This window comes from Rhodothermus marinus (assembly GCF_009936275.1).
Lineage (GTDB): Bacteria > Bacteroidota > Rhodothermia > Rhodothermales > Rhodothermaceae > Rhodothermus > Rhodothermus marinus_A.
In genome coordinates this window covers 2,766,061-2,789,947 of the sequence record NZ_AP019797.1, presented here as the reverse complement: position 1 = coordinate 2,789,947, position 23,887 = coordinate 2,766,061, and the positions used below count along the sequence as shown (strand labels likewise).

Genomic DNA, 23,887 nt, shown 5'->3' with positions numbered 1-23,887 from the left:
TAGCGAAATTTCGCTAACACAGAAATTTCACAAAAGGGACTTTCGCCCGACTTGTTCGTTAACTGGGCGGTCCTGACACTGCACGCGAGCTGTCTCATGGAACTCAACGCCGACCTGGTACGCTTCGTCCTTGGCCTGAAACTCAAAGCGCTCCGCCAGCAACGCGGCCTGACGCTCCAGGATGTGGCCTCGCGGGCCGGACTCTCCGTCTCCTACCTGAGCGAGATCGAAAAGGGCAAAAAATTTCCGAAACCTGACAAACTCATCGACCTGGCTTCGGTCTTTTCCGTCTCCTACGAGGAACTGATCTCACCCCGCCTCGACGAGCGGCTCGATCCGCTGGCCGTGGTCTTTTCGTCTGCTTTCGTGCAGGAGTTTCCCTTCGAGCTGTTTGGCCTGACGCCTGAAGATCTCTTCCAGCTCTTTACGGACCAGCCCACGAAGGCCGGGGCGCTCGTGCGCACCTTCCTGGAGATCGGGAAGATGTACGACGTGCAGGTAGAGCACTTCCTGTTTGCCGCGCTGCGCTCCTACCAGCAACTGCACAACAACTACTTCCCGGAGCTGGAAGAGGCCGCGCGCGCGTTTCGGACAGAGTATGACCTGCCCGCCGGCGAGCCGATTCCGCCCGAACGCCTGCGTCGGATCCTGGAAGAAGACTACGGCTACCGGATCGACACGGAGACGCTTCCGCGTCATCCCGTGCTGCACGGTTTTCGCTCCGTCTTTGCCGAAGGGCCGCAGCCGGTACTGTTCGTCAACGGCCGGTTGCTGCCGGCGCAGCAGGCCTTCATCCTGGCCCGTGAGCTGGGCTATCGGTTTCTGGACCTGAAGGAGCGGGCGATCACCTCGTCCTGGCTGCGCGTCGAGTCGTTCGACCAGGTGCTCAACAACTTCCGGGCTTCCTACTTCGCCGGTGCGCTGCTGCTCGACGAAGCCACGCTCTGCGCCGATCTGCGCACCTTCCTGAGCTACCCGCACTGGGACGGGGCCGTGCTCCGGGCCTTTCTGAAACGCTACGGCGCCACGCCCGAAATGCTCTGCTACCGGCTGACCGAACTGCTCCCGCAGCACTTCGGCCTGCGGGAGCTCTTTTTCCTGCGGCTGTTCCATCGGCCGGGCACCGACCGCTTCCAGCTCACGAAGGTCTTCAACCTGTCGCGGGTGCCGGTGCCGCACGGGATCGGACTGGGCGAGCACTACTGCCGCCGCTGGGTGGCCATTCAACTGCTGCGTCGGCTGGCCGCGCAGACGCCCCCGCCGGACCCGGGAGGCGATCCGCTGGTGGCAGCGGCCCGCATGCATTTCATCAACGAAGACGCCACGTTCTTTACCGTTGCGCTGGCGCGTCCGCTGGTGCTCACGCCCGAGCAGAATGCCTGTGTGGCGATCGGCTTTCTGCTGGACGCGCATTGCCGCGAGCAGGTACATTTTGCGCAGGACCCGGCGCTGCCGGATCTGGAGGTCAACCTGACCTGCGAGCGTTGCCCGCTGGCCGACTGTGCCGAGCGGGCGGCCGAGCCCGAGGTGTACCGGGCCCAGGAAGCGCAGCGGGAACGAGAAGCCGCGCTGGAAGCATTACTTGAAGCGGTACGCAACGGACGGTTGCCCTGACGCCATGCCGGCATTCCCCACACCCGGTCAGTACCGCGAGGCGGTGCAGTTTCCGGAGACGGCCTTCACCGATCCGGAGCTGCAACAGGCCACGCCCGAGGTGGACGCGCTGGGACTGCCCCGGGCGATCAGCGGGGCCTTTGCGACCGTGTTCGTGCTGCAGGGGCGTGCGCGACGGTGGGCCGTGCGCTGCTTCCACGCTCCGGTGCCGGACCTGGCCGAGCGTTACCGGGCGCTGGCCCGACATCTGGAGCGCCACCCGTCGCTTCCTTTCGTGGACTTTGCGTTTCAGGAAGCCGGCATTCGGGTGGACGAGCAGACCTGGCCGCTCTTGAAAATGGACTGGGCCGAGGGTGTGCCGCTCAACCGCTTCGTGGCCGAACACCTGGACGCGCCGGAGGTGCTCGCGCGCCTGGTCGAGGCCTGGGTGGCGCTTGTGGCCCGGCTGGAGGCGGCCGAGATGGCCCACGGCGACCTGCAGCACGGCAACGTGCTCGTCGCGCAGGAATCGGACGAATTGAAGCTCACGCTGGTCGATTACGACGCGGTGTACGTGCCGGCGCTGCGCGGTCGCAAAAGCCCCGAACTCGGCCATCGCAACTACCAGCACCCGGATCGAAGCGAGGCGGACTTCGGGCCCTGGATCGATCGCTTTCCGGCGCTGGTCATCTACACGGCGCTGCAGGCATTGCAGCACCGACCGGAACTGGGACGTCGCTACCCGCTCGACGAAGCGCTGCTGTTCCGGGCGGGCGACTTTTACGCACCGGACCGCTCGCCGCTGTTTCAGGAGCTGGCCGGGCTGGAGCCGATCCGGCCGCTGGTGACGCTGCTTCGACAGGCCTGTCACCTGGAGCCCGAGCAGGTGCCCTCGCTGGCCGAGGTGCACGAGGGCGCGGTAAAGACCGGGTCCGTCCGTCCTCGGCGGCGCAGGCCGCGTCGGCGGCCATCCGAGGCACGCAGTCGTTTCGAACGGGCCTGGCTTCCGGGCGTGCTGGGCACGGGGGCGCTCGGAGCGGGCCTGACGCTTGCGGTCGGGCTCACCGCGGGCACCATCGTGTGGGGGATCGGGGGACTGGCGGCGCTGGGGCTGGCGCTGATGCATTACCGACGGCTTCCGATCGTGCGACGTCGGCGGCGGCTCCGGCGCGAACTGGCCTTCTTCGACCGCCTGCTGGAGCGGCTGCACCGGCAGCTCGACCGGATCGACGTGGAGCGCCGTACGTTTCTCACGCAACAGCAGACGCTCCGGATGCGGCGGCTGGAGGAATTGCGCGAGGAGGCGCTGTATGATCGGCTGAAGTATCATTTCATCGACGAGGCCGCGCAGTTCGAAGGGCTGTCGCACAAGGTGGTGATCCGGCTCAAGGCGGCCGGCATTCGCAACGCCTATCAGGCCACGCCCGAGCGGGTGGCCCGTGCCCGTCAGCTCAGCGACGAGACGCGCGCCCGTGTCAACCTCTGGCGGGCCGGACTGGTCGCTCGCTACCGGGACGAACTGCCCGATCGGCTTTCGCCCGCCGAAGAACTGCGTCTGGAGCGCTACGTGCGCCAGCGGCTGGCCCGCTTCGAGGAAGAGCGGCAGCGGCTGCTCGAGCGCATGCAGGTGCAGCAGACAGAACGGGAGCAGGTGTCCCAACGGCTGGCCGCCCTTCCTCCGCTGACGTTCGCCCATTATCTGGCCTACCTGCTGCGGTTGCGCCCTTTGCCCTCACCCGAGTCGGCACCGACGCCCCCGGTGCCACCGCCGCCTTCCGTCGTCCATACCCCGCCGCCCGCTGCTTCCGTAGCGCTCGACGAAGATCGGCCCTGGTGGGAGCAGATGGGATAGCGATACCAGGGAGCAAAGGCGTCTGCGCACCAGGCTGTGAGGGAAAGCGGGTTATCTGAACGACACCCTGACCGCGAACGGGTGGCGGCTTTGCCGACTAAACGACCATTTCGGAGAAATGGCTATGAATTGAGCAAATCGTCCAGGTCTTCCAGGTCGTCCAGGTTCTCCAGAATGTCTTCGGTGTGCGGGCGCACCAGGGCCAGAATGGCGCTGTGGGGGACGATCACGTAGTTGCGGTTTTCGTAGGTCAGTTCGATGGCATCCTTTTTCAGAAAGAAAGCGTAATCGCCGGGCTGGGCCTGCAGCGGCAGGTAGCGGACGGCCTCCTTGTGCGAGGCCCAGGGTTCGCTTTCGGAGTATTCCGGGTTGGGCATCAAATAGCCCGGCCCCACCTTGACGACGCGGCCTGTGCCCACGCGCTCGCGTTCCACCACGGTGGCCGGCAGGTACAGGCCGGTCTGCGTCTGGCGTTCCCCTTCGTCCGGCTCGATCAGCACGCGATCGCCGACGATGATCAGTTCCCCCCGAAACTTGTGCATGGTGCCTGCTGTGACGGCTGCTTCGTAAACGCCCCTCTGATACTCAATCGGCCGGCGGGACGTTTCGCGAAGCCGGGGTAGGGTGGGGCAACTGATGGCGCAGATGGCGCCAGAGAAACGCGCCGGCACCGACGGCCACGGCCAGCAGCAACAGGCCCAGCCCGGCCGAACCCACCAGGAGCTGGCCGATGCCGAACAGCGTGCTGTAGACGAGCACGACGCCGGCCAGCCAGTCGAGGGCCAGCGTGCCCAGCGAAGTATCGGGGTAGATGTCGGGATGGCGGGCGGCGATGGGACGCCAGCCGGGTCCGGCGGGACGCACCCGGCGATAGAAGGCGTCGAGCGTGGCCGTGTCGGTCGGTGGTGTGAAGAGCGTGACGGTCACCCAGGCCAGCGTCGTGTAGGCGACAACGGCGAACAGGTTGGTGGGGAAGGGATCCAGCAGCCCCGGCACGGGCACCCCCAGCAGGGCCAGCCCGGCCAGAAATAGCGGTACGAGCGTGGCCGTCAGTTCGCTCCAGGCGTTGACGCGCCACCAGTACCAGCGCAGGATCAGCACAAGGCCCAGCCCACCCGAGGCGGTCAGAATCAGGCTCCAGGCGCCGCTGATGGATTCGAGCTGGGTGGTGACCAGCACGCTGACGACGGCCAACAGGAAGGTCAGCACGCGCCCGACGCGCACGTAGTGCTTTTCGTCGGCGTCGGGGCGCACAAAGCGGCGCCAGCCGTCGTTGACCAGGTACGAGACGCCCCAGTTGAGCTGGGTCGAGACCGTGCTCATGAAGGCGGCCAGAAAGGCGGCAAACAGCAGGCCCAGCAGGCCCGGGGGCAGCGTGTCGCGCATGACGAGCACGTAGGCGGCGCGGGGGTTTTCGTCCGGAAAGAGCAGCAGCGCCACCAGAGCGGTCAGGATCCAGGGCCAGGGCCGCAGGCAGTAGTGGGCGATGTTGAACCAGAGCACGGAGAACACGGCGTGTCGCTCGTCCTTCGCTCCCAGCATGCGCTGGGCGATGTAACCGCCGCCGCCCGGCTCGGCGCCCGGATACCAGCTCGCCCACCACTGCACGCCCACGTAGGCCGCAAAGGCGGCAGCCGAGAGCGCCAGCACGCCCGCGCCCTGCGCCGCCTCGCCGATGGTGGGCAGCATGCGGAAGGTGGTCTCCGGAAGGCGGGCTTTCAGTCCGGCCAGACCGCCCACTTCGGGCAAGTCCAGCGCAAAGAAGGCCAGCAGCGTGGTGCCCACCATGGCCAGCACGAACTGAAACAGGTCGGTGACGGCCACCCCCCACAGCCCGGAAATCAGCGAGTAGACGCCCACCAGCAGGACCAGCAGTCCGACGAGCACCAGCGAGGCGCTCATTTTGATGCCCAGCAATGTGAACGACGCGCGGCCGAAGAGCGTCAGCCCCGGAAACAGCACGTCGATCACCGTTTCCATGGCGAGCGACACCCAGCCGATGATGATCACGTTCATCAGCAGGCCGAAGTAGACGGCCTTGATGCCGCGCAGCCAGGCAGCGGCCGGTCCGCTGTAGCGCAGTTCGACGAACTCGACGTCGGTCAGCACGCCGCTGCGCCGCCAGAGCCGGGCGAAGAAAAACACGGTGAGCACGCCACCCAACGCGAAATTCCACCAGAGCCAGTTGCCCGCGATGCCGTTGTAGGCTACCAGCTCCGAGACGGCCAGCGGCGTGTCGGCCGCGAACGTGGTGGCCACCATGCTGGTGCCCGCCAGCCACCAGGGCATGCTGCGGCCGGAGAGGAAAAACTCCGACGTGTCTTTTCCGGCGCGGCGATAGTAATACAGCGCGATTCCCAGCGAAAAGACGAAATAGGCGGCGATCAGCACGCCGTCGAGCCACGTCAGGTGCATGGGCGAGCCGGATTGGTTTACGGCTGAAGGTCTTGCCCGGAAATCTACGGCCCGAGGCGCTGAATGAGAAGACCGGCGGGCATTTTGGAAACGGTTCCTCCTATGTCGTGGAGGATTTGCCGGGACTGGAAGAAGTAACCAGGTGCAGGCGCTTGCGGTAGGCGGGCTTTTCGGCCTGCAGCCGGCGCTGGCGCAGCTTGCGCAGCGTCTCGCGCACGCGGTAGAGCAGGTAGTCGTCTTCAAAAGGCACCACGATGATGCCCTGCACGTCCAGTTCGGCCGCTTCCAGCACGAGTTCGTCGGTGGGCATGTCCAGAAAGATCAGCGCGGCCGTATCTTCATGGCCTTCCATCTGGCGCACGCGGCGCAGCAATTCCAGACCGGAAGGGTCCTTCACGGTGGGACCGATGAGCAGCAGATCGAAAACCTGTTTCTGCAGCAGCCGGAGCGCTTCGGTGCTGCTCGTCGCTTCGGTGACATCTTCGATGCCGCCCAGCCGCAGCAGGTTGCTGATGCGGCAACGAAGCTGGGAGGGTTCGATCAGCAGCAGTTTCATAGGGCGCGTCGGTTATGCTGGAGCGGGTTGGGGAGGCTCAGATGTTGCACGTGCTGGTCCAGGAATTCCTGCTGCTCCTGCAGGTGGGCCAACAGGCTTTGGGGAGTCCAGTCACTCAGTTTGTAACGCTTTAGCAGCAGTTGCCAGGCCGGATGCTCCAGGCACTGCTCCGGACTCAGCGGGTGCGTGAAGGCGTAGCCCATGGTGCGGGCGACCAGGTCGGCCACGGCCACGGCCGGCGTGATCATGTAGGCCTCGCTGGTAGCGGGCGTCTGGTGGGGCGCGTGGTGGTAGCGGATCACATCGACGAGCACATCGGGAAAGTTCAGCTTGCGCGCCACGTATTCGCCGGCCTCGGTGTGGTCGCAACCGAACAGAAGCTGCTCCAGGTGGCGCTCGTCGCTGGCCTGCACTTCGTTTTGCAGGCGTTGCTGCTCGTAGAAGCCGACGGCTTCATGGGGAAAGTTATAGATCAGAATGATTTTGCCGAAATCATGCAGCAGGCCGGCCGTGAAGCCCACGCCCGTCTGGCCGCTCAGGCGGGGCAACACCGTCTCGAGCAGGTGGCGGGCCAGAAAGGCGGTGGCCTGGCAGTGCTGGGCCAGTCGGTTGAAGCAGGCCATGGCCGAACCGGGCAGCGTGGTGCGCAGCCGCAGCATGTGCATGCCCACGATGATGCCGGCCACACTGACCGGCCCCAGCAGCACCACGGCGCGTTCGACGCTGCTGACCGTGCGGCGCAGCCCGTAGTAGGCCGAGTTGACGATCTGCAGCAGGCGGGCCACTACGACGGGGTCACGCTCCACCAGCCGGGTGATCGGCTTCACTTCGAGCTGATCGGGCCGGTTGAGCAATTTCATGGCTTCCACCAGTGTCTGGGGAAGCGGTGGACAGCGCAGTTCCAGTCGGCTCAGGGTCGGACGCGCCGCGTGCATCGGTTCGGTGGGTTATGGTTCGACATCCAGCGAGAGCGCGCCCAGGCGGGCCAGTCGGCGCGCCTCTTCGACGGCACCGGTCTGCAGGCAGAGCGCTACCAGGCGTCGGCGAAAGCGTTCGCTCTCCGGGTAGCGCTGGTAGGCCTGGCGGTAGAGCATGCAGGCTTCCTGTTTCCAGCCCTGCTGGACGAACGTCTGCAGCAGCGTATCGACGGCCTGCTCGTCGGGTTGCTGTTCGAGCAGGTGGCGGGCCATGGCCAGTGCCTCGGCGGGACGCTCCCGGTAGAAAGCCAGGCGCAGCAGGTCGGCCTGCAGCGCTGGCGGCATCTCGGTAACCTTCGGGAAAGCGGCACGCACGTGCGTGCTGACGACTTTCCACCGGCGCAGCCGCCAGGCCAGCGCTGCCATGCCCAGATGCCATTCCGTGTCGGAAAGCGGCTCGTCCCAGGAAGCCATGGCCGGCCGTCCCCGCAGGTGCTCCAGCAGATCGTAGGCCATTTCGTAGCGTCGCTGCACTTCGCAGACGTGCACGAGCAGGCGCGTGGCCATCCACTGGGTGGGCAGGGCGGCCAGCGAGAGCCGCAGCATGCGCTCGGCCGCTTCGTAGTGGCGAAGCTGCATGCGCGCGGCCCCCAGCGCATTGAGGAGTGCCGCACGCGCTTCGGGAGCCGCCATCTCGGGCAGGGCCAGCAGGGGAGCGGCCTGGGTCAGCACGCGTCGGGATTCCCGGCGGCGGACGGCTTCCCAGAGCGCACGTAGCCGCTCACCGAGCTGCTCCGTCCGCTCAAATGCGGGCAGCGGCAGGCGAAAGTTTTCCAGAAACGATCCGTGCATCATGGCGCCAGATAGTTCAGCAGGCTGGTTTGCAGCAGGCGGGAGGTTACCTGGAGGGTGGCTTCGAGACTGAGCTGATTGCGCTGCAGTTTGACGGCGATTTCGGCAAAGTCGGCGTCTTCCAGATCGCTTCGCTGCGATTCGAGGCGCAGGCGGGCGTCCTGCAGTTCCGTCTCGGCCATCGACAGACGGCGGGAGGTTTCGCCCACCTGCGCGATACGATCGAGCAGGTGATCGCGCGCGGCTTCCACCCGGGCCATGGCGTTCTGAATCTGCGTCGTGTCGTCGGCCCGGAGTGCATCGATCAGGTCCTGCCAGGCCTCGGTGATGGTGAAGTCCGTGACGCTGTCGCCGTTTTCGTCCACTTCCCAGACATCGTTGCCCGTCAGATTGATGGCGATCTGGAGACCGGGTGCAATTTCCAGCAGGCGCGTCTGGTCGTTGCCGTTATAGACGACGGTGCCGCCGCTGAGCTGGAAGGGTTGCGTGGTGGTGCGGGTGCCGGCGAACAGGTATTCGCCGTTGTGGCGGGCGTTGAGCTGGTCGAGCACGGCCTGCAGGCGCTGTTCGAGCACGTCGGCCGTGGTGGCGCGGTCGGCCGTCGAGGCCGTATCGGTGGCCATGCGCACGCCTTCTTCGTAGGCGCTGTTGAAGAGATCGACGAGCGTCGAGAGAGCGTCTTCGGTGGCGGTCAGCCAGGCCCGTCCGATGGTCAGCGTGCGCTCGTGCTGGTCGTAGCGCTGGGCCAGCCGGCGCAGCGCCTGACTCCGGGTGTAGGCGCCCGGGTCGTCGGAGGGACGGTTGACGCGGCGGCCGGTCGCCATCTGCTCCTGCAGCCGGGCCAGCTCCAGCCGGCGCTCCTGAATCTGGCGCTCGGCCAGGGCCTGATAGAGGCTCTGCTGGCGGGTAAAGGCAACGTTGAGCGGATCCATGGCCGACTACTTCAGAGGTTCAGCAGCGTGTCCATCATGCTCCGGGCGGTGTCCAGCACGCGCGCGGTGGCCGCGTAAGCCTGCTGGAAACGGATCATGTTGGTCAGCTCTTCGTCGAGCGAGACGCCCATGACGCCCTGCTGGAGCGCGTCCAGGTGGTCGATGGTCGCCCGCGAGCGCTCCAGGCGGCCCGTAGCGTCTTTCGCGGCCGCGCCGATGCTTCCGGCCAGGTTGATCGCGTAGGTTTCGGCCGTTTCGGTGCCGCCGTTGAAGAGCAGGGCGTCGCGCAGTCCGGCAATCTGGAGGGCGATGCTGTTGTCGCCCGGGGCGGTGGGGTCGCCCGAGGCGGCGATGGCGCGGCTGTCGGCCAGTACGTCGGCCGACAGGGCGATCGTGGAAGCCGTGGTTCCGGCCGGATCGAAGAAGGCGCGGCCGGTCAGGCCGTCGAGGCCGTAGCCGCTTGCATGGCGGCTGTTGACCTCGTTGACCAGCGTGGCGGCCAGCGTGTCGAGCCGCTGACGCACGTCGGGGATCGTCTGCGTCAGCATACGCAACTGGGCACCGATGCGGCCGTCCTGCCCCTCGGGTGCCCGGAAGGCGATGCCCGTGTTGCCGAAGGTCAGCGAGGGCGTGCCGCCGCTCAGGTCCAGCGTCAGCGGCATGACCCGGTCGCCCTGCACGAGCGCCATGCCATTGACGGTGAGCTGATAGGAACCGTCTTCCAGGGCGTGGACCTGGACAGGGAGCAGCTCGGCCAGCTCATGGACGAGCTGGTCGCGGCGGTCTTCGGCCACCAGATCCGGATTGCCTTTCTGGCGGGCGGCCTGGATCGTGGCGTTGAGCGAGGCCAGCTCTTCGAGCAGGCTGTTGGCCTGATCGACGGCGTCGCGCAGCGTTTCGGTGGTCTGGGTGGTGAGCGTGTCCAGATCGCGGGCCAGCCGGTGGAATGTGTCGATGAGCGTCTGAGCCTGGCCGCGCAGCGCTTCGCGGACGCCCGTGTCGGTGGGGTTGTCGGCCAGGTCGCTCCAGCGGTTCCAGAAATCGTTCAGCAGAGCGGCCAGACCGGTGTCGTCGTCGGCGGCCAGCAGGCTTTCCAGTACCTGGTAGATGCGCGTTTCTTCGTCGGAGGCGCCCAGGCTGGCGCGGGCGTCCCAGGCGGCCACGTCGAGCAGGTGATCGCGCAGGCGTTCGTAGGTGGCCACCGAAACGCCCATCCCGGTGGCCGAGCGGGGCGGAAGGGCCGTGTAAAGGCCCGTATCCCGGATGTTGACGGCCTGTAATGTCACGCGCCGGCGCGCGTAGCCCTCGGTGTTGGCATTGGCTACGTTCTGCCCGACGGTGTTCATCGCCGCCTGGATCGTCTGGAACGAGCGGCGCGTCAGGCTGAACAGTTGATTCAGGCTCATTGCTTACCCCAGGCGATTGACGACGGATCGTTGCGGGCTGGCCTGCCGGGTCTGTCCGGTGGGGGTGTACACGCGGCTGGCGGGCTGGTCCAACGCCTGCAGCAATTCCAGCAGCTCCTGTCCTATTTGTATCGCGTATTTCAGCGAAAACTCAAGCGATTCGCAGCGCTGGCGTGTCTGCTGGAGCTGCCCCTGGAGCCGCTGCTGCAATCCGCGAAGCGTATGGGCGGCCGCCTGCGTTTCCGGGCGGGCTTCGAGGGCGGCCAGCAGCTGCTCGGTCGAGGCCGTCAGCTCCAGCTTCAACATGCGGCGCAGCAGGCGTCCCTTGCCGGCGCGCTTCTGCTGAAGGCGTTCGAGCCGGGTGACCAGCTCGCTGGTCTGCATGGCCGCCTGTTCCAGCGCTTCGTGGTCGTGGCGTCGCAGGGCTTCGAGCTGAGCTTCGAAGCTCTGTTCGAGTTGGCCCAGCAGGTGCAATTCTTCTTCGATCGCTTCGATAAACTGCTGCAGGATGTTGGACGGGACGCTCATGGGTTCGTCTCCGATTCGTTCGCGGAAAGGTGTCCGGCCTGCCGCCACTGGCGCAGGAGCAGTTCGGCGATGCCCAGTCGGCCCTGCTCGGCCAGGTGGCGGGCCAGTACGTCGGTCAGCACGTCGCGCTGCGTGTCGCGGTAGGAGCCCAGCCAGCCGGGTGCTTCGTCGCCGCTCAGCGACGCGCGGAAGAGGTCGCGCGTCATCGCCTGCACAAACTGGCGCAGCAGGATCTCTTCAAACTGGCGGGCGGCCTCTTCGGGCGTATGCGGCCGGCGCACGCCCAGCAGGGCGGCGCTGCCGGTGGGTCCCGGCGATGGTTGAATTTGCTCGATCATGGCTTACAGAATGACCAGTTCTCCCTGGAGGGCTCCGGCGCGTTCGATGGCCTGAAAGATGGCGATGATGTCGCGGGCGGTCAGCCCCAGCTCGTTGAGGGCGGCGGCCAGCTGGGCGACGTCGGCGTTGGGACCCAGCACCACCGAGCGGGCCACTTCTTCCTGCACGTCGATGGTGGCACGTGCGCCGGTGACCGTTTCGCCCTGGCTGAAGGGGGGCGGCTGGGCCACGAACGGCTCGGCCTGGGTGGAAATGACCAGGCTGCCGTAGGTGATCATCACTTCGCTGATGCGCACGTTGCCACCGGCCACGATGGTGCCCGTGCGTTCGTTGATGACGACCCGCGCCGGGATGTCCACGTCGATGGTCAACGGCTCCAGTTCGGCCAGCAGTTGCGCGGGGTTGTTGACGCCGTTGGGGAGGTTGACGCGCACCAGTCCGGCGTGCACCACCTCGGCCGTGTTCGGGTAGCGGCCGTTAATGGCTTCGGCAATGCGCGTGGCGTTTACGAAGTCGGGCCGTTTGAGCACCAGGCCCAGTTGCGGCCCGCCGAGCGTGACCGGCGGGGCGGCCGTCACCACGGCACCGCCCGGCACGCGGCCCGTGTTCGTGTGGTTGATCTGGACCGAAGAACCGAAACTGGAGGCGAGCACGGCGCCGGTCGATACGGGCCCCTGCGCGATGGCATACACCTGCCCGGTGGTGGGATCCTGCAGGGGGGTCTGGAGCAGGACGCCGCCGGAGAGCGAGCGGGCGTCGCCCAGCGCCGAGACGGTCACATCCAGGCGCGTGCCCGGCGCCGCAAACGGATCCAGCGTGGCCGTCACCATGACGGCGGCGGCATTCCGGGCCTGCAGCAGGTTGGGATCGACGGTGATCCCGAAGCGGCGCAGCATGTTGGCGATGCTCTGCACCGTGTAGGGCGAGCCGCGCTGGCCGCGGGCCCGGTCGCCCGTGCGGTCCAGTCCCACCACCAGCCCGTAGCCGATGAGCTGGATCGGCGCGGCGCCTTCCACCGTGATTAGATCCTTCAGGCGTGCCTGTCCGGCGTCCTGACCCCGGGCGGGCAGGAGCGGCAGCAGCAACAGCAACAGTCCGAGCAAAATCAGCCGACGCATGGCACTTTCCGCTCGTTTACTGAACCCCGAGGGCAATGGCGGCACCGATCAGCGCCAGGGCGCCCAGACGCGTCAGGAAGCCCGGACGGAAGAACTTGCGCGGCAGGCCGCTCTGTCGGTACTCGATATGCGCGTTGGCAATCTGGTAGGAAAACACCGTGTTGTCGTAGCGCACGTCGTAGGGCCGCACCGTGCCGGAAATGCGCATCAGGTGCGTGACGCCGTTGATGTTGAGTTTGCGTTCGCCCCGGATGAGCAGGTTGCCCGTGGTGGAGTCGATGCCCACGACAAGCGCCGTGACGGTGCCCTCGAGCAGGTCGCGCTGGAGCGTTTCGTTGTTGGCCTTGCTCTCGCGCGAAAACGTTGCGTCGGCGCTGAACTTGCCGCCCAGCGTGCCGCTGACGGCGCCGGCGCCGCCGATTTTGGCATTGGCCAGATGTTCGAAGTTGCTCTCGCGCTGGGCGGCGGTGCGCTCGGCCAGGATGATCGTGATGACGTCGCCCGGACGCACCGCGCGGAAGTCGGCATACAGGGACGACTGGGCCACGGCCGAGAGGCCGGGCAGCAGCAGACTCAATGCAAGCAAAAGGGCACGCATGGGTCAATGCGGTTCGTATGGTTGCAGGGTGGCGATCCATTCCACCAGTCCGGGAGCCACGATGCGGCCTCGATAGGTGGCCCGCGTCTGGGGCGCGTACAGTTCGATCACGTCGCCCACGAAGCCGGCCGCGCGGGCCTGGCAGCGCAGGCGCAACAGAATGCCGCCCCGGCGATAGTGCATCCAGACGGTTTCGCCGGTCTGGACGGCATAGGGCGGGCGCAGATCGTCGGCGCGCAGGACCTGTCCGGCCGCTACGGAGCGCACGGCCAGCAGCGGCCCCTGCCGCTGGAGCTGGCGAAGCCGGGTCGGGGTCAGCGGAGGTGTCCGGAGCCGGGTGGTTTCCTGCCAGATGATCTCCAGGGCGCCTGGATTGACCGGCTCGTCGCGGCGGAGCGCCTGGCGGGCGACGATGACCGAGTCGTACCGGGCCACGTAGAACAGGGCCCAGCCCGCCTTGCGCCATGCGCCGCGGGGGTCAGGCGTCCAGATCTCGACCTGCAGGGAGCCCGTGGGATCGTCGACGGCCGGCGGCAGACGCAACTGAATCCGATCGGATTCGGCGGCCTGATAGCGCACCAGGCGCGGCTCCAGATGGCCGACCAGCGCGGGAAACGCATCGGCCAGCAGCGAATCGATCGCGTGCCGGAGCCGCACGTCCACCGGCTCGGCGGCCGGACGCAGGCCGAGCACCTGCAACAGCCCGATGATCCACAGCAGCCGCATCATCAGCGCTTCATCTGGCTGGCCGTCTGGAGCATTTCTTCCGTGGTGGTAACCATCTTCGAGTTGATCTCGTAGGCCCGCTGGGCCGTGATCAGGTTGACCATCTCCTGCACGACGTCCACGTTGGCCGCTTCCAGAAAGCCCTGCTTGACCGTGCCGAAGCCCTCCTCACCGGGTGCCCCCAGGATCGGAAAGCCGCTGGCTTCGGTCTGCTCGTAGAGGTTGCCACCGATGGCCCGCAGGCCGGCCGGGTTCGGGAAGCGGGCCAGCTCGAGCCGGCCGATCTCCACGCTTTCCGTCTCGCCCTGCAGCCGGACCGACACGACGCCATCCTGGCTGATGTGAATCTCGATGGTATCGGGGGGCACGCTCAGCTCGGGCTCGAGCGGAAGGCCGGTCTGCGTGACGAATGTGCCGTCGGCGTTCAGCGTGAAGGTGCCGTCGCGCGTGTAAACGATGGTGCCGTCTGGCCGCCGAATCTGGAAGAAGCCGTCGCCGTTGATGGCCAGGTCCAGTGCGTTGCCGGTTTCCACCAGGCTGCCCTGCGTGAACTGGCGCACGGTGGCCACGACGGCCACACCGCTGCCCAGTTGCAGCGAGGCCGGTGGCGTGAGCCCCTCGGCTTCTTCCTGGCCGGGCGTCTGGACGGTCTGGTAGAGCAGGTCCTGAAAGACCACGCGGGCGTTTTTGAAGCCCGTCGTGTTGGCGTTGGCCAGGTTGTGGGCGATGTTATCGACGTTGGTCTGCTGGGCGTTCATGCCCAGCGCGGCGGTGCGGAGGGCCCGAAGCATAAGTGCACGACGGATGGTTTAGAACTTTCCGAGATCCCGGGTAATCTGTCCGAGCAGCTGATCGGTGGTCTGGATGACCTTCTGCTGCGTCTCGAAGCGGTGAAAGTGCTCGATCATCTCGGTCATGGCGAGCACCGGATTTACGTTGCTGCTTTCCAGGAAGCCAGGGCGCAGATGGGGTGTTTCGACCGGAAGGGGCTCCTGGTCGGTGGCGGCAAAGCGGGCGCCTTCGACGCGCTGCAGCGCTTCGGGGCGGGCGAAGCGCACGATGCGCAGGCGGGCGACCTCGCGTTCGTCGGCGCGCAGCACGCCGTCCTGACTGATCGAAAGCGTGCGGTTGCGCTCGTGGGGCAGGAGCTGGATCGGACCGTCTTCGCCTTCCACAAGCAGGCCGTCGATCGTGCGCAGGTAACCTTCCCCGTCCAGTCGAAACTGGCCGGCGCGCGTGTAGAAGGTGGCCCCGGTCGCCGCATCGGTGACCACGAAGAAACCGTCGCCTTCGATGGCCACGTCCAGCGGGCTGCCCGTGTGCTCGAGCGCCCCCTGGGTCAGGTCGTTCCACTGCGTGAGGCGCCGGTCGCTTCTCGGCGAGCGTTCGGCGTCGAGCCGTTCGTTGAGCGCCTCCACGAAGAAGCGCTCCTGTTTATAGCCGGCCGTGTTGACGTTGGCCAGGTTGTTGGCGAGACGTTCCTGCTGGCGGATCGCCTCGGTCATCGACGCCGCGGCATTCTGCAGGCGTAACAGCATGGGCAGGGCAGGATGGCTGAATGAACCCGAGGAGGCCTCCGGCAAAAGCATTGCCAGTGTTGCAGGTGCGGAAACGCGCGGATTTGCCGGGCGTGATTCGTCCGGAAAAGGCATAATTTTCCAGCGAGACGGGCAACTTTTCCTTGAGTTTGCTACCAGACGGGCGATACTATGCGGATTGTACGGCCGGTGACGGTCTGGTTTTACGGGATGCTGGCGCTGGTGCTGGGCGGTCTGGCCGCGCTGGTCGGATTGCGGGCCGGGGTCGGTGCCTGGCCGGGCGGGGTGGTGGCGCTGGGGGTGCTGGCCGTGGGGGCCCGAAAGCCGCTCCGGCGCTGGCGTCTGGCCCGTCGTCCTTTTCCCGAAGCCTGGCGCCGATGGCTCGAGGCGCACGTGCCCTTCTACCGGGCGCTGGATGTGGCGGGGCGCCGTCGTTTCGAGCGCGATGTGCAGTTCTTCCTCGCCGAGCAGCGGTTCGAGGGGGTGGGCGTCGAGGTGACCGACGAACTCCGGCTGGCCGTGGCGGCCGGAGCGGCGCTGTTGCTGCACGGACGGCCCGACTGGGAGTGGCCCGCGCGCCGCACCATTCTGTTCTATGCGGATCGGTTCGACGCGGACTATTTCGAAGACGAGGCGGGCGAATTCGACGGGATGGCACATGCCCAGGGGCCGATCATCCTGTCGGCGAAAGCCGTCGAGGAAGGCTGGGCCGTGCCCAACGATGGCAGCAACGTGGTGCTGCACGAGCTGGCGCACGTGTTCGATTTTGGCGACCTGGACGCCGACGGTATGCCGACGCTGCTGGATCCGGCCTCGGCCGAGGCCTGGCGGCGGCTGATCCGACAGGAAATGGTGAAGGTCCGGCAGGGACGCTCCCTGCTCCGGCGCTATGCCGCCACGAACGCGGCCGAATTTTTTGCCGTGGCGGTGGAAAACTTTTTCGAGCGCCCGGAGCTGCTGGCCCATCGCCATCCCGAGCTTTTTGCCGCATTACAGGCCTTTTTCAACCTGGACCCGCGTCATCCGGGCGCTTCCGACGCCGGGAAGAGCGGTGATGGCAATCCATTTGTTTCAGAGCAGTTGTGAACGCACGGTCCATCACCGCCAGAATCTGCGATGCGCGAAGACCTAAAGACCCGACTCCTGGAAGGAGAGGACCTGTTTCTGAAAGGGGCCTATCCCCAGGCCTTACAGACGTTCGAGGCCGTTCTGGAAGAGGATCCGAGCAACCCTTATGCGTTGAACGATGCCGGGTTGGCCTACGCCGAACTGGGGCAGCTGGACCGGGCCGTCGAATGCTTCGAGCGGGCGTTGCAGGCCGATCCCGGCCATGAAAACGCGTTTTTCAACCTGATCGATCAGCTGCTGCGCTACAACCAGTTCGATCTGGCGGTCGAGACGTTTCTGCGCTACCAGGAGGCCATTCCCGACAGCGAGCAGAAACGCAAATACGAAAAAGACCTGGCGCGGGCGGCCCGAAAGCAGTGGGAAGCCACGCTGAACGCCAATCCCGGCATCTATCTGGGCGAGCCGACCGAACCTGGCGAGCAAGTGCTCAAGGTGGCGTTCGTATGCGGGCCACATACGAAGTTCATCTTCGACATCGAAGAGCGACTGGCCCGCCGCCACCACGTGCGCGTGTATCATTTCACACAGCGACTGGATCTGTTGAAGATCCAGGAAGCGCTGGACTGGGCCGATGTGGTGTGGTTCGAATGGTGCGACCAGATCCTCGTAGAGGCCAGCCGGCACCTGGAAAAACGCGCGGCCGTCGTTTGCCGGCTGCACCGGTACGAAGTGTTTACGCCCTGGCCGGGCCAGGTAAACTGGGCGTTTGTGGATCGCCTGATCTTTGTGGCGCCACACATGCAACGCCTTTTCTGGCAATATTTCCCCGGGGCCGCCAGTCAGGTAGAAAGTACGGTTATTTTCAACGGGGTAGATCTGGACCGATTTACGTTCAGAGAACGTGGACCGGGATTCAATCTGGCCTATGTGGGCTACATCAATCCCCGTAAAAATCCTGTCCTGTTGCTTCAGTGCCTTCACCGGTTGGTTCAAAAAGACAAACGCTATCGTCTCTTTGTAGCCGGAGTGCATCAGGATCCGTGCTTTGAAGTCTACTGGAATCACATGATCCAGACGCTGGGCCTGCAGGATCATGTGATCATGGAGGGATGGGTGAACGACATCGATGCCTGGCTGGAGGATAAGAATTTTCTGATTTCCACCAGTGTACATGAAGGGTGCCCGTACAACGTGCTGGAAGCCGCCGCCTGTGGCATCAAGCCGGTGGTTCACCATTTTCATGGAGCAGAAAAACTATTTCCTGAAACGTGGCTGTTTCGCAATGTTGAGGAGTTTGTAAACATTGTACAATCCCCTGATTACGATAGCAGAGCATATCGAAACTGGATTATAGACCATTTCGATCAGACAGATCAGATAGATGCAATTGACCGTTTGATTGCATCCATTAAACCGGTATCGGTTAGCCTTAGTGGCCGGTCTTCAGACAGCGCAGCACTGCATGAACGCGATGGATGGATTGATCCTTCGACGTGGCAGGCTTATCTGAAAGGTGAAAAGTTTGATAACGGACTGCAACTTGTTATTGCACATCCCGATGCGCCGCTGGTGTACAGGCAGGAGCTGCTGAAGGATCTGGTGAAGGGACAGGCCATTCTGGACGTCGGCTGTGCCGACCATGCGCCTTTGATCGAACAGAAGCTGCAGCAGGGACGCTGGCTGCATGCCGAACTGGCCCGCGTGGCCCGTCGGTGTGTCGGACTGGACGTGGATGAAGAGGCCATTGCCGTGGCGCAACGGCTGGGGTATCCGATCTACCGGCACAATGTGCTGACCGACCCGGTACCGGATGAGGTAAAGGCCGAGCACTGGGACTACATGGTACTGGGTGAGGTGCTGGAGCATATCGATAATCCGGTCGCTTTCCTGCAACAGATCCATGAAAAATACCGGGGCCTGGTAGATCGCCTGATTCTTACCGTACCGAATGCACTGAAATTGCTGAACCAACAGGCCGCCCGGCAGCATCTGGAAATTATCAATTCCGACCACAGGTTCTGGTTTACGCCGTACACACTCAGCAAGGTGGTCAGTGAAGCCGGGTTTGAGGTGGAGCGGTTCTGCTTTGCCCAAGGACCCGGTCCGCTGGACGGTCGAACAAGAGAGCTGTTGCAGCGCTGCCCGGCCCTTCGCGATCACATCGTGCTGATTGCGGCTTTCTGACTTGACGAATTGCAGGCGGGTTCGGTTATTTGAAGCGGGTAGTGTATCCGAATCCGCTGAAAGCAGTTGTCTATGGCCGAACTCACCCCCCGCTGGTTGCTGGTGACGCTGGTGCTGCTGTTTGTGCTGATGGTGGCGTTCTTCGTGTTTCTGGCCTATGTGCTGGGGCCGGAGGCGCGACTGGACGCCGCCGGTAGCGCAGCCCTGCTGCTCGTACTACCGGGAACCGGACGCTCCGGCTTGCGTGCCGCCTGAGGGTTGGCTATACTCCCATGAGCCAATCCGGTAGCACGTAAGTCAGGGGCACGATGACTTCCGTTCAGGTCGGCATCTGGGGCGCTTCGCGGAGCGTGGGGCAGCGGTTGAGCCAGTTGCTCCGCGAAGCAGGGGAGGTTACGGTCGCGCTGCATCCCGGCACTTTTCCTTCGGCTCCTGAGACGCTTCCGCATCTGCTCATCCTGTTCGGCTATCCCGAGGTTCTCCGTGAGCAGGTCGAAGCCGTGCGCGCGACGGCCGGCGGTGAACAGGTGGTGCTGGTGGCCGCCCTGGCCGATCGCACTACGCCCGAATCGCTCGACGGCCTGCTTCGTGCGGGCGTGGACGATCTGCTGGACCTCGGCGCGCCTGCTCCGCTGCTCAAAGCCCGGCTGCGGCTGCTGGTGCGGCGGGCACGGGCCCGCCAGCGACGGTGGGACATCGAGCGCGAGCTGCAGGTGCGAGTCGGTCAGCAGGCTGTCGTGGCCGAACTGGGCCGCCGGGCACTGGCCAACATGCCGCTTCCGCTTCTTCTTGAATATGCCACCGAACGCGTGGCGGCGGCACTGGGCGTCGAACTGGCCAAGGTGCTGCGTCTGCTACCCGACGGCCGGGAATTTCTCCTGGTGGCCGGCTATGGCTGGCAGGATGGACTGGTGGGGACGTTTCGCGTGCCGGCCGGCACCGACTCGCAGGCCGGCTACACGCTTCGCGCCGGTGGCCCCGTCGTCGTAGAGGATTTTGCCCGGGAAAACCGCTTCGCCTGCCCGGAGTTGCTCCGACGCCACGGCGTGCAGGCCGGGCTGAGCGTGCCGATCTTTGTAGGGGGCCACTCGTGGGGCGTACTGGGAGCCCATACCTGTCGCCCGCGCACTTTTTCGCACGACGACGTGCACTTTCTGCAGGCGGTGGCGCACGTGCTGGCCACGGCCATCGAACGCCGGGAGCGTGAGGAGGCGCTGCGCGAAAGCGAGGCCCGCTACCGCGCCATCGTGGAAACGGCGGTCGATGCCATCATCACGATCGACGAAACCGGCCGTATTCTGCTGTTCAATCCGGCCGCCGAACGCCTCTTCGGCTACCGGGCCGAGGAGGTCATCGGCCGCAACATCTCGATCCTGATGCCTTCGCCCTACCGGGAGCAGCACGACCGCTACATCCGCAATTACCTGGAAACCGGCCGCCGCCGCATCATCGGCCGGGGACGCGAGGTGACGGGGCTCCGCAAAGACGGTACGACGTTTCCGATGTACCTGGCCGTCAGCGAGGTGCGTCTGCCCGATCGGCGGCTGTTCACCGGAATCGTGCGCGATCTGTCCGAGACGCGGCGCTTAGAGCAGGAAATCCTGCGCATCAGCGACGAGGAACGGCGCAGCATCGGCCAGGACCTGCACGACGGACTCGGCCAGATGCTGACCGGCATGGCGTTGATCAGTCAGAGCCTGGCCCGGCGTCTGGCCGCGCAGGGACGCCCCGAAGCCCGCGAGCTCGAAGAACTGACTGAGCTGATCCGCCAGGCCGACCGGCAGGCCCGTACGCTGGCGCGCGGCCTGATTCCCGTCGAGCTGGAAGCCAACGGTCTGCAGGCCGCCCTTTACCGGCTGACCCGTCAGACCGAGGAGCTTTTCGGCATACGCTGTCGCTTTGAGGCCGAAAAGGATGTGCCGGTGGCCGACAACATGGTGGCCACGCACCTGTATCGCATCGCGCAGGAGGCGCTCAACAACGCCGTGCGGCATGGCCGGGCGCAGACCATCACCGTCACGCTGGCGGCCGACGACGAAGCGCTCCACCTGTGGGTGCGCGACGACGGCGTGGGCATTCCGGAAAAACTGCCCGAAACGGCCGGCATGGGCCTGCGCATCATGCACTACCGAGCACGGCTGCTGGGCGGCCATTTGGAAGTGCGTCGGCGGGAGGAGGGAGGCACCGAAGTGCACGCGGCCGTCCCGCTGACCGGACGCGTGCTCCCGGCCGATGCGTCGCAGGTGCTTCCGGAAACCGAAGTGATCCCCTGAAGGCGTCATGAAAAAACGGATCCTGATCGTCGACGATCATCCGCTCGTGCGCAAAGGGCTGGCGCTGACGCTTGAGGCCGAACCCGATCTGGAGGTATGCGGACAGGCCGCTTCGGCCGAGGAGGCGCTCGGAATGCTGGATGAAGTCCGGCCCGATCTGGCCATCGTGGACATCTCGCTGCCGGGCATGAGCGGGCTGGAGCTGATCAAACACCTGCATGCCTGGAATCCGGATTTGCCCGTGCTGGTCATTTCGCGACATGACGAAGCACTCTATGCAGAGCGGGCCATTCGGGCCGGCGCGCGCGGCTACGTGATGAAGATCGAGGCGGTCGATGTGATCGTCAAAGCCGTGCGGCGCGTGCTGGCCGGAGGGCTCTACGTGAGCCAGGAGGTCAGCGAGCGGCTGCTGATGAGCATGACCGGCCACAGGCGCACGACCGGCCAGTCGCCCATGGAACTGCTCAGCGACCGGGAGCTGGAAGTGTTCGAGCTGACGGGACGCGGACTCAGCACGCGGGAGATCGCCGAGCGACTGCATCTTTCGGTCAAAACCGTCGAATCCTATCGGGCACGCATCAAGGCCAAGCTGGGGCTTCGGACGGCGGCCGAGCTCATGCGGCACGCGGTCCAGTGGGTCGAAAACGAGCGTTCGGGCTGAAGGGCCCCTTGAACCGAAAAGGTATGGTTGGTAACATATCGGTTCCTACCGGCACACAGAGGTGTATTTATGCCAGACGCTCCGGAAACGCAGTCCACCTACGATCTGGAGGCGCTGAAGCGTGGCGATCCGGCCGCTTTTGAGGCGCTCGTGCGTGCAGAAAGCCCGCGTCTGTTTCGCTTCCTGCTGCGTTTTCTGGAGAATGAAGAGGATGCCCACAACGTAATGCAGGAAGCGTTCCTACAGGCCTTTCGACGCATCGACACCTTCCGGGGGGACGCGCGGTTGACCACCTGGCTTTACGGCATTGCGCTGAACCAGGCCCGTGTGCTGCTACGCAAGAACCGGCGCTACGAGGCCATGGACGAGGCCGACCTGGACCGGTTGCAGCCAACCTTTTCGCGAGGGATGTACGCGCAGCGCCATCGGCCCTGGCCGCCGGACGTGCTGGCCGAACGAGAAGACCTGCGGCGACTGGTCCGGGAGGCCATCGACCAGTTGCCGGACAGCTACCGGGAAATCATCCTGTTGCGCGACATTGAGGAACTCTCTACTGAGGAAGTGGCCCGACTGTTGAACCTGAGCGAAGGGGCCGTGCGCGTGCGACTTCATCGAGCCCGACAGGCATTGCGGGCCCTGCTCAGTCCGCATATTGAGAAAGGTGACGTATGAAGCAGTGGCTGAAAAAATGGCTGGGCCGTAAGCGGCTCACCTGTGAAGAGGTGAACCGTTTCCTGGCGGCCTATCTGGACGGCGCACTGGATGCGCGGACGCGGGCGGCCTTCGAGGCGCACCTCCAGGCCTGCGCCGACTGTCAGGCCTACCTGGACCAGTATCGCAAGACGATCGAACTGACCCGCCGGGCCGCCGAGGTGCCTGAACCCCCGCAGGAACTCATCGAGCACACGCTGGCCTTTCTCCGCGAGCGCCTTTCGCAGAAATAAAAAACGCCTCCCGCTGCGGGGAGGCGTCGTAACCGCTCGGGCGCTTATCCTCGCTGGTCGATAGGGACGTACGGCCGGTGCGTGGGACCCTGGTAGATCTGGCGCGGCCGGTAAATGCGCGTGTGCGGGTCTTCGCGCATCTCCTTCCACTGGGCGATCCAGCCGGGCAGGCGGCCCATCGCGAACAGCACCGTGTACATGTTCGTCGGGATGCCCATGGCCCGGTACAGGATGCCGCTGTAGAAGTCGATGTTCGGGTACAGCTTGCGCTCGATGAAATATTCGTCTTTGAGCGCCGCCTCTTCCAGCTTCTGGGCGATCTCCAGCAGCGGGTCGTTGATGCCCATTTCGTTGAAGACCTGATCGACGAGCTTTTTGATCAGCCGCGCCCGCGGGTCGAAGTTCTTGTAAACGCGGTGACCGAAGCCCATCAGCCGGAAGGGATCGTTCGGATCCTTGGCCTTTTCGATGTACTTCTGGTAGTTGCCGCCGTCCTCGCGGATCGCCTCCAGCATCTGGATGACGGCCTGGTTGGCGCCGCCGTGCAGCGGACCGGACAGCGCGCTGATGCCCGCCGAGATGGAGGCGAACAGGTCGGCGCCACTGCTCCCCACCATGCGCACGGTCGAGGTGCTGCAGTTCTGCTCATGGTCGGCGTGCAGGATGAGCAGCACGTCCAGAACCTTCTCGAAGAGCGGCGGCACCTCGTAGGGCTCCGAGGGCACGGCGAACATCATGTGCAGGAAGTCCGCCGTGTAGCTCAGGTCGTTGCGCGGATAGATGTAGGGCTGGCCGATGGATTTCTTGTAGGAGAAGGCGGCAATCGTCTTCAGCTTGGCCAGCAGTCGGATCATGTTGAGTTCGGTGACCTCCGGATCCGTCGAATCTGGATAGTAGGTCGAAAGCGAGGCCACCATGGCCGAGAGCACGCTCATCGGGTGCGCGCTGGGCGGGTAGCCCTCGAAGAACTTCTTCATGTCCTCGTGGAGCAGGCTGTGGTGCGTCAACCGGTCCTGGAACTGCTCCAGTTGCGCGCGTGTGGGCAGCTCGCCGTAGATGAGCAGGTAGCTCACCTCGACGAACGACGAGTGCTCCACCAGATCTTCGATGGCATACCCCCGGTAGCGCAGCACCCCGGCCTCGCCGTCGATGAACGTGATGCTGCTCTGGCACGAACCCGTATTCGCCAGACCAGGATCGTAGGTGATGTAGCCCGTCTGAGCCCGGAGTTTACGGATATCGATAGCCCGCTCGCCCTCGGTGCCTACAATGACGGGCAGTTCGACGGTCGTATCGTCAAGGATAAGTTTGGCGGTCGGCATGGTCGGCTCCGATTTCCTGTGAAAAATTTTCAGGACAAAAAGGGCTTCTGCCTTAGCGAAGTTAC

The 23,887-nt window shown here is 65.1% G+C and carries 24 protein-coding genes; 9 read left to right on the top strand and 15 right to left on the bottom strand.

Annotation, left to right across the window (positions count from 1 at the left end; genetic code table 11):
• Window positions 1-96 precede the first annotated feature (96 nt).
• Window positions 97-1,614, top strand: a complete 1,518-nt coding sequence (locus tag GYH26_RS12125; protein ID WP_161541875.1) for a helix-turn-helix domain-containing protein — start codon at window positions 97-99, stop codon at window positions 1,612-1,614.
• 4 nt (window positions 1,615-1,618) lie between these two features.
• Window positions 1,619-3,445: a hypothetical protein gene (locus GYH26_RS12120; RefSeq protein WP_161541874.1), complete on the top strand. Its 1,827-nt coding sequence runs from the start codon at window positions 1,619-1,621 to the stop codon at window positions 3,443-3,445.
• Window positions 3,446-3,567: 122 nt separating this feature from the next.
• Here GYH26_RS12120 and GYH26_RS12115 read toward each other — a convergent pair whose 3' ends face one another.
• The 14 genes from GYH26_RS12115 to flgF all read right to left on the bottom strand — a co-directional run bounded on the left by GYH26_RS12115 (window position 3,568) and on the right by flgF (window position 15,370).
• Window positions 3,568-3,987, bottom strand: a complete 420-nt coding sequence (locus GYH26_RS12115) for a co-chaperone GroES (protein WP_161541873.1) — start codon at window positions 3,985-3,987, stop codon at window positions 3,568-3,570.
• 43 nt (window positions 3,988-4,030) lie between these two features.
• The gene (locus GYH26_RS12110) at window positions 4,031-5,860 is read right to left on the bottom strand and encodes a sodium:solute symporter family protein (RefSeq protein ID WP_161541872.1); all 1,830 of its coding nucleotides are present in this window, start codon (window positions 5,858-5,860) and stop codon (window positions 4,031-4,033) included.
• A 100-nt stretch (window positions 5,861-5,960) separates the two neighbouring features.
• Window positions 5,961-6,416, bottom strand: coding sequence for a response regulator (locus tag GYH26_RS12105; protein ID WP_161541871.1), 456 nt, complete (start codon window positions 6,414-6,416; stop codon window positions 5,961-5,963).
• Entirely contained in the window at window positions 6,413-7,351 is a 939-nt protein-coding gene (locus GYH26_RS12100) for an HDOD domain-containing protein (RefSeq protein ID WP_161541870.1), read from the bottom strand. Before GYH26_RS12100 ends, GYH26_RS12105 begins: the two co-directional genes overlap by 4 nt.
• 12 nt (window positions 7,352-7,363) lie before the next feature.
• Window positions 7,364-8,188: a hypothetical protein gene (locus GYH26_RS12095; protein WP_161541869.1), complete on the bottom strand. Its 825-nt coding sequence runs from the start codon at window positions 8,186-8,188 to the stop codon at window positions 7,364-7,366.
• Window positions 8,185-9,117 carry a flagellar hook-associated protein FlgL gene (flgL, locus tag GYH26_RS12090; protein ID WP_161541868.1) on the bottom strand — a complete coding sequence of 311 codons (933 nt, stop codon included), beginning with the start codon at window positions 9,115-9,117 and terminating at the stop codon, window positions 8,185-8,187. Before flgL ends, GYH26_RS12095 begins: the two co-directional genes overlap by 4 nt.
• An 11-nt stretch (window positions 9,118-9,128) precedes the next feature.
• On the bottom strand, window positions 9,129-10,523 hold the full coding sequence (gene flgK, locus GYH26_RS12085) for a flagellar hook-associated protein FlgK (protein WP_161541867.1): 1,395 nt from the start codon (window positions 10,521-10,523) through the stop codon (window positions 9,129-9,131).
• Between the two features lie 3 nt (window positions 10,524-10,526).
• Window positions 10,527-11,051: a flagellar export chaperone FlgN gene (gene flgN / locus GYH26_RS12080; RefSeq protein WP_161541866.1), complete on the bottom strand. Its 525-nt coding sequence runs from the start codon at window positions 11,049-11,051 to the stop codon at window positions 10,527-10,529.
• Window positions 11,048-11,389 carry a rod-binding protein gene (locus GYH26_RS12075; protein WP_161541865.1) on the bottom strand — a complete coding sequence of 114 codons (342 nt, stop codon included), beginning with the start codon at window positions 11,387-11,389 and terminating at the stop codon, window positions 11,048-11,050. Before GYH26_RS12075 ends, flgN begins: the two co-directional genes overlap by 4 nt.
• 3 nt (window positions 11,390-11,392) lie before the next feature.
• The gene (locus GYH26_RS12070) at window positions 11,393-12,508 is read right to left on the bottom strand and encodes a flagellar basal body P-ring protein FlgI (protein ID WP_161541864.1); all 1,116 of its coding nucleotides are present in this window, start codon (window positions 12,506-12,508) and stop codon (window positions 11,393-11,395) included.
• A 16-nt stretch (window positions 12,509-12,524) separates the two neighbouring features.
• Window positions 12,525-13,106 (bottom strand): flagellar basal body L-ring protein FlgH, encoded by a 582-nt coding sequence (locus GYH26_RS12065; protein ID WP_161541863.1) that lies wholly within the window; start codon window positions 13,104-13,106, stop codon window positions 12,525-12,527.
• Window positions 13,107-13,109: 3 nt separating this feature from the next.
• The gene (gene flgA / locus GYH26_RS12060; RefSeq protein ID WP_161541862.1) at window positions 13,110-13,835 is read right to left on the bottom strand and encodes a flagellar basal body P-ring formation chaperone FlgA; all 726 of its coding nucleotides are present in this window, start codon (window positions 13,833-13,835) and stop codon (window positions 13,110-13,112) included.
• Window positions 13,835-14,623 (bottom strand): flagellar basal-body rod protein FlgG, encoded by a 789-nt coding sequence (gene flgG / locus GYH26_RS12055; protein ID WP_012844722.1) that lies wholly within the window; start codon window positions 14,621-14,623, stop codon window positions 13,835-13,837. Before flgG ends, flgA begins: the two co-directional genes overlap by 1 nt.
• 18 nt (window positions 14,624-14,641) lie before the next feature.
• Window positions 14,642-15,370 (bottom strand): flagellar basal-body rod protein FlgF, encoded by a 729-nt coding sequence (flgF, locus tag GYH26_RS12050; RefSeq protein WP_012844721.1) that lies wholly within the window; start codon window positions 15,368-15,370, stop codon window positions 14,642-14,644.
• Between the two features lie 171 nt (window positions 15,371-15,541).
• On the opposite strand from flgF, the gene GYH26_RS12045 reads away from it, so the two are divergent.
• From GYH26_RS12045 to GYH26_RS12015, 7 genes are all read left to right on the top strand, one after another.
• Window positions 15,542-16,456, top strand: a complete 915-nt coding sequence (locus GYH26_RS12045; protein WP_161541861.1) for a M90 family metallopeptidase — start codon at window positions 15,542-15,544, stop codon at window positions 16,454-16,456.
• Window positions 16,457-16,486: 30 nt separating this feature from the next.
• Window positions 16,487-18,622, top strand: a complete 2,136-nt coding sequence (locus tag GYH26_RS12040; RefSeq protein WP_161541860.1) for a glycosyltransferase — start codon at window positions 16,487-16,489, stop codon at window positions 18,620-18,622.
• A gap of 72 nt (window positions 18,623-18,694) precedes the next feature.
• Entirely contained in the window at window positions 18,695-18,877 is a 183-nt protein-coding gene (locus tag GYH26_RS12035; protein ID WP_161541859.1) for a hypothetical protein, read from the top strand.
• Window positions 18,878-18,930: 53 nt separating this feature from the next.
• The gene (locus GYH26_RS12030; RefSeq protein WP_161541858.1) at window positions 18,931-20,895 is read left to right on the top strand and encodes a PAS domain S-box protein; all 1,965 of its coding nucleotides are present in this window, start codon (window positions 18,931-18,933) and stop codon (window positions 20,893-20,895) included.
• Between the two features lie 7 nt (window positions 20,896-20,902).
• Window positions 20,903-21,556 (top strand): response regulator transcription factor, encoded by a 654-nt coding sequence (locus tag GYH26_RS12025; protein ID WP_161541857.1) that lies wholly within the window; start codon window positions 20,903-20,905, stop codon window positions 21,554-21,556.
• Window positions 21,557-21,625: 69 nt separating this feature from the next.
• Window positions 21,626-22,228, top strand: a complete 603-nt coding sequence (locus tag GYH26_RS12020) for a sigma-70 family RNA polymerase sigma factor (protein ID WP_161541856.1) — start codon at window positions 21,626-21,628, stop codon at window positions 22,226-22,228.
• A complete protein-coding gene (locus GYH26_RS12015) occupies window positions 22,225-22,500 on the top strand; it encodes an anti-sigma factor family protein (RefSeq protein WP_161541855.1) in 276 nt (91 codons plus the stop codon). The genes GYH26_RS12020 and GYH26_RS12015 overlap by 4 nt, the downstream gene beginning before the upstream one ends.
• A gap of 44 nt (window positions 22,501-22,544) precedes the next feature.
• Here the strand turns inward: GYH26_RS12015 and GYH26_RS12010 are convergent, their stop codons facing one another.
• On the bottom strand, window positions 22,545-23,822 hold the full coding sequence (locus GYH26_RS12010; protein ID WP_161541854.1) for a citrate synthase: 1,278 nt from the start codon (window positions 23,820-23,822) through the stop codon (window positions 22,545-22,547).
• Window positions 23,823-23,887: the final 65 nt, after the last annotated feature.

Coding starts and splice junctions, on each gene's coding strand:
- GYH26_RS12020 (WP_161541856.1), top strand. CDS start 21,626: ATGCCAGACGCTCCGGAAACGCAGTCCACCTACGATCTGGAGGCGCTG.
- GYH26_RS12110 (WP_161541872.1), bottom strand. CDS start 5,860: ATGCACCTGACGTGGCTCGACGGCGTGCTGATCGCCGCCTATTTCGTC.
- flgN (WP_161541866.1), bottom strand. CDS start 11,051: ATGAGCGTCCCGTCCAACATCCTGCAGCAGTTTATCGAAGCGATCGAA.
- GYH26_RS12035 (WP_161541859.1), top strand. CDS start 18,695: ATGGCCGAACTCACCCCCCGCTGGTTGCTGGTGACGCTGGTGCTGCTG.
- GYH26_RS12070 (WP_161541864.1), bottom strand. CDS start 12,508: ATGCGTCGGCTGATTTTGCTCGGACTGTTGCTGTTGCTGCTGCCGCTC.
- flgL (WP_161541868.1), bottom strand. CDS start 9,117: ATGGATCCGCTCAACGTTGCCTTTACCCGCCAGCAGAGCCTCTATCAG.
- flgA (WP_161541862.1), bottom strand. CDS start 13,835: ATGATGCGGCTGCTGTGGATCATCGGGCTGTTGCAGGTGCTCGGCCTG.
- GYH26_RS12010 (WP_161541854.1), bottom strand. CDS start 23,822: ATGCCGACCGCCAAACTTATCCTTGACGATACGACCGTCGAACTGCCC.
- GYH26_RS12100 (WP_161541870.1), bottom strand. CDS start 7,351: ATGCACGCGGCGCGTCCGACCCTGAGCCGACTGGAACTGCGCTGTCCA.
- GYH26_RS12115 (WP_161541873.1), bottom strand. CDS start 3,987: ATGCACAAGTTTCGGGGGGAACTGATCATCGTCGGCGATCGCGTGCTG.
- GYH26_RS12015 (WP_161541855.1), top strand. CDS start 22,225: ATGAAGCAGTGGCTGAAAAAATGGCTGGGCCGTAAGCGGCTCACCTGT.
- GYH26_RS12025 (WP_161541857.1), top strand. CDS start 20,903: ATGAAAAAACGGATCCTGATCGTCGACGATCATCCGCTCGTGCGCAAA.
- GYH26_RS12095 (WP_161541869.1), bottom strand. CDS start 8,188: ATGATGCACGGATCGTTTCTGGAAAACTTTCGCCTGCCGCTGCCCGCA.
- GYH26_RS12045 (WP_161541861.1), top strand. CDS start 15,542: ATGCGGATTGTACGGCCGGTGACGGTCTGGTTTTACGGGATGCTGGCG.
- flgF (WP_012844721.1), bottom strand. CDS start 15,370: ATGCTGTTACGCCTGCAGAATGCCGCGGCGTCGATGACCGAGGCGATC.
- GYH26_RS12105 (WP_161541871.1), bottom strand. CDS start 6,416: ATGAAACTGCTGCTGATCGAACCCTCCCAGCTTCGTTGCCGCATCAGC.
- flgG (WP_012844722.1), bottom strand. CDS start 14,623: ATGCTTCGGGCCCTCCGCACCGCCGCGCTGGGCATGAACGCCCAGCAG.
- GYH26_RS12030 (WP_161541858.1), top strand. CDS start 18,931: ATGACTTCCGTTCAGGTCGGCATCTGGGGCGCTTCGCGGAGCGTGGGG.
- GYH26_RS12125 (WP_161541875.1), top strand. CDS start 97: ATGGAACTCAACGCCGACCTGGTACGCTTCGTCCTTGGCCTGAAACTC.
- GYH26_RS12040 (WP_161541860.1), top strand. CDS start 16,487: ATGCGCGAAGACCTAAAGACCCGACTCCTGGAAGGAGAGGACCTGTTT.
- flgK (WP_161541867.1), bottom strand. CDS start 10,523: ATGAGCCTGAATCAACTGTTCAGCCTGACGCGCCGCTCGTTCCAGACG.
- GYH26_RS12065 (WP_161541863.1), bottom strand. CDS start 13,106: ATGCGTGCCCTTTTGCTTGCATTGAGTCTGCTGCTGCCCGGCCTCTCG.
- GYH26_RS12120 (WP_161541874.1), top strand. CDS start 1,619: ATGCCGGCATTCCCCACACCCGGTCAGTACCGCGAGGCGGTGCAGTTT.
- GYH26_RS12075 (WP_161541865.1), bottom strand. CDS start 11,389: ATGATCGAGCAAATTCAACCATCGCCGGGACCCACCGGCAGCGCCGCC.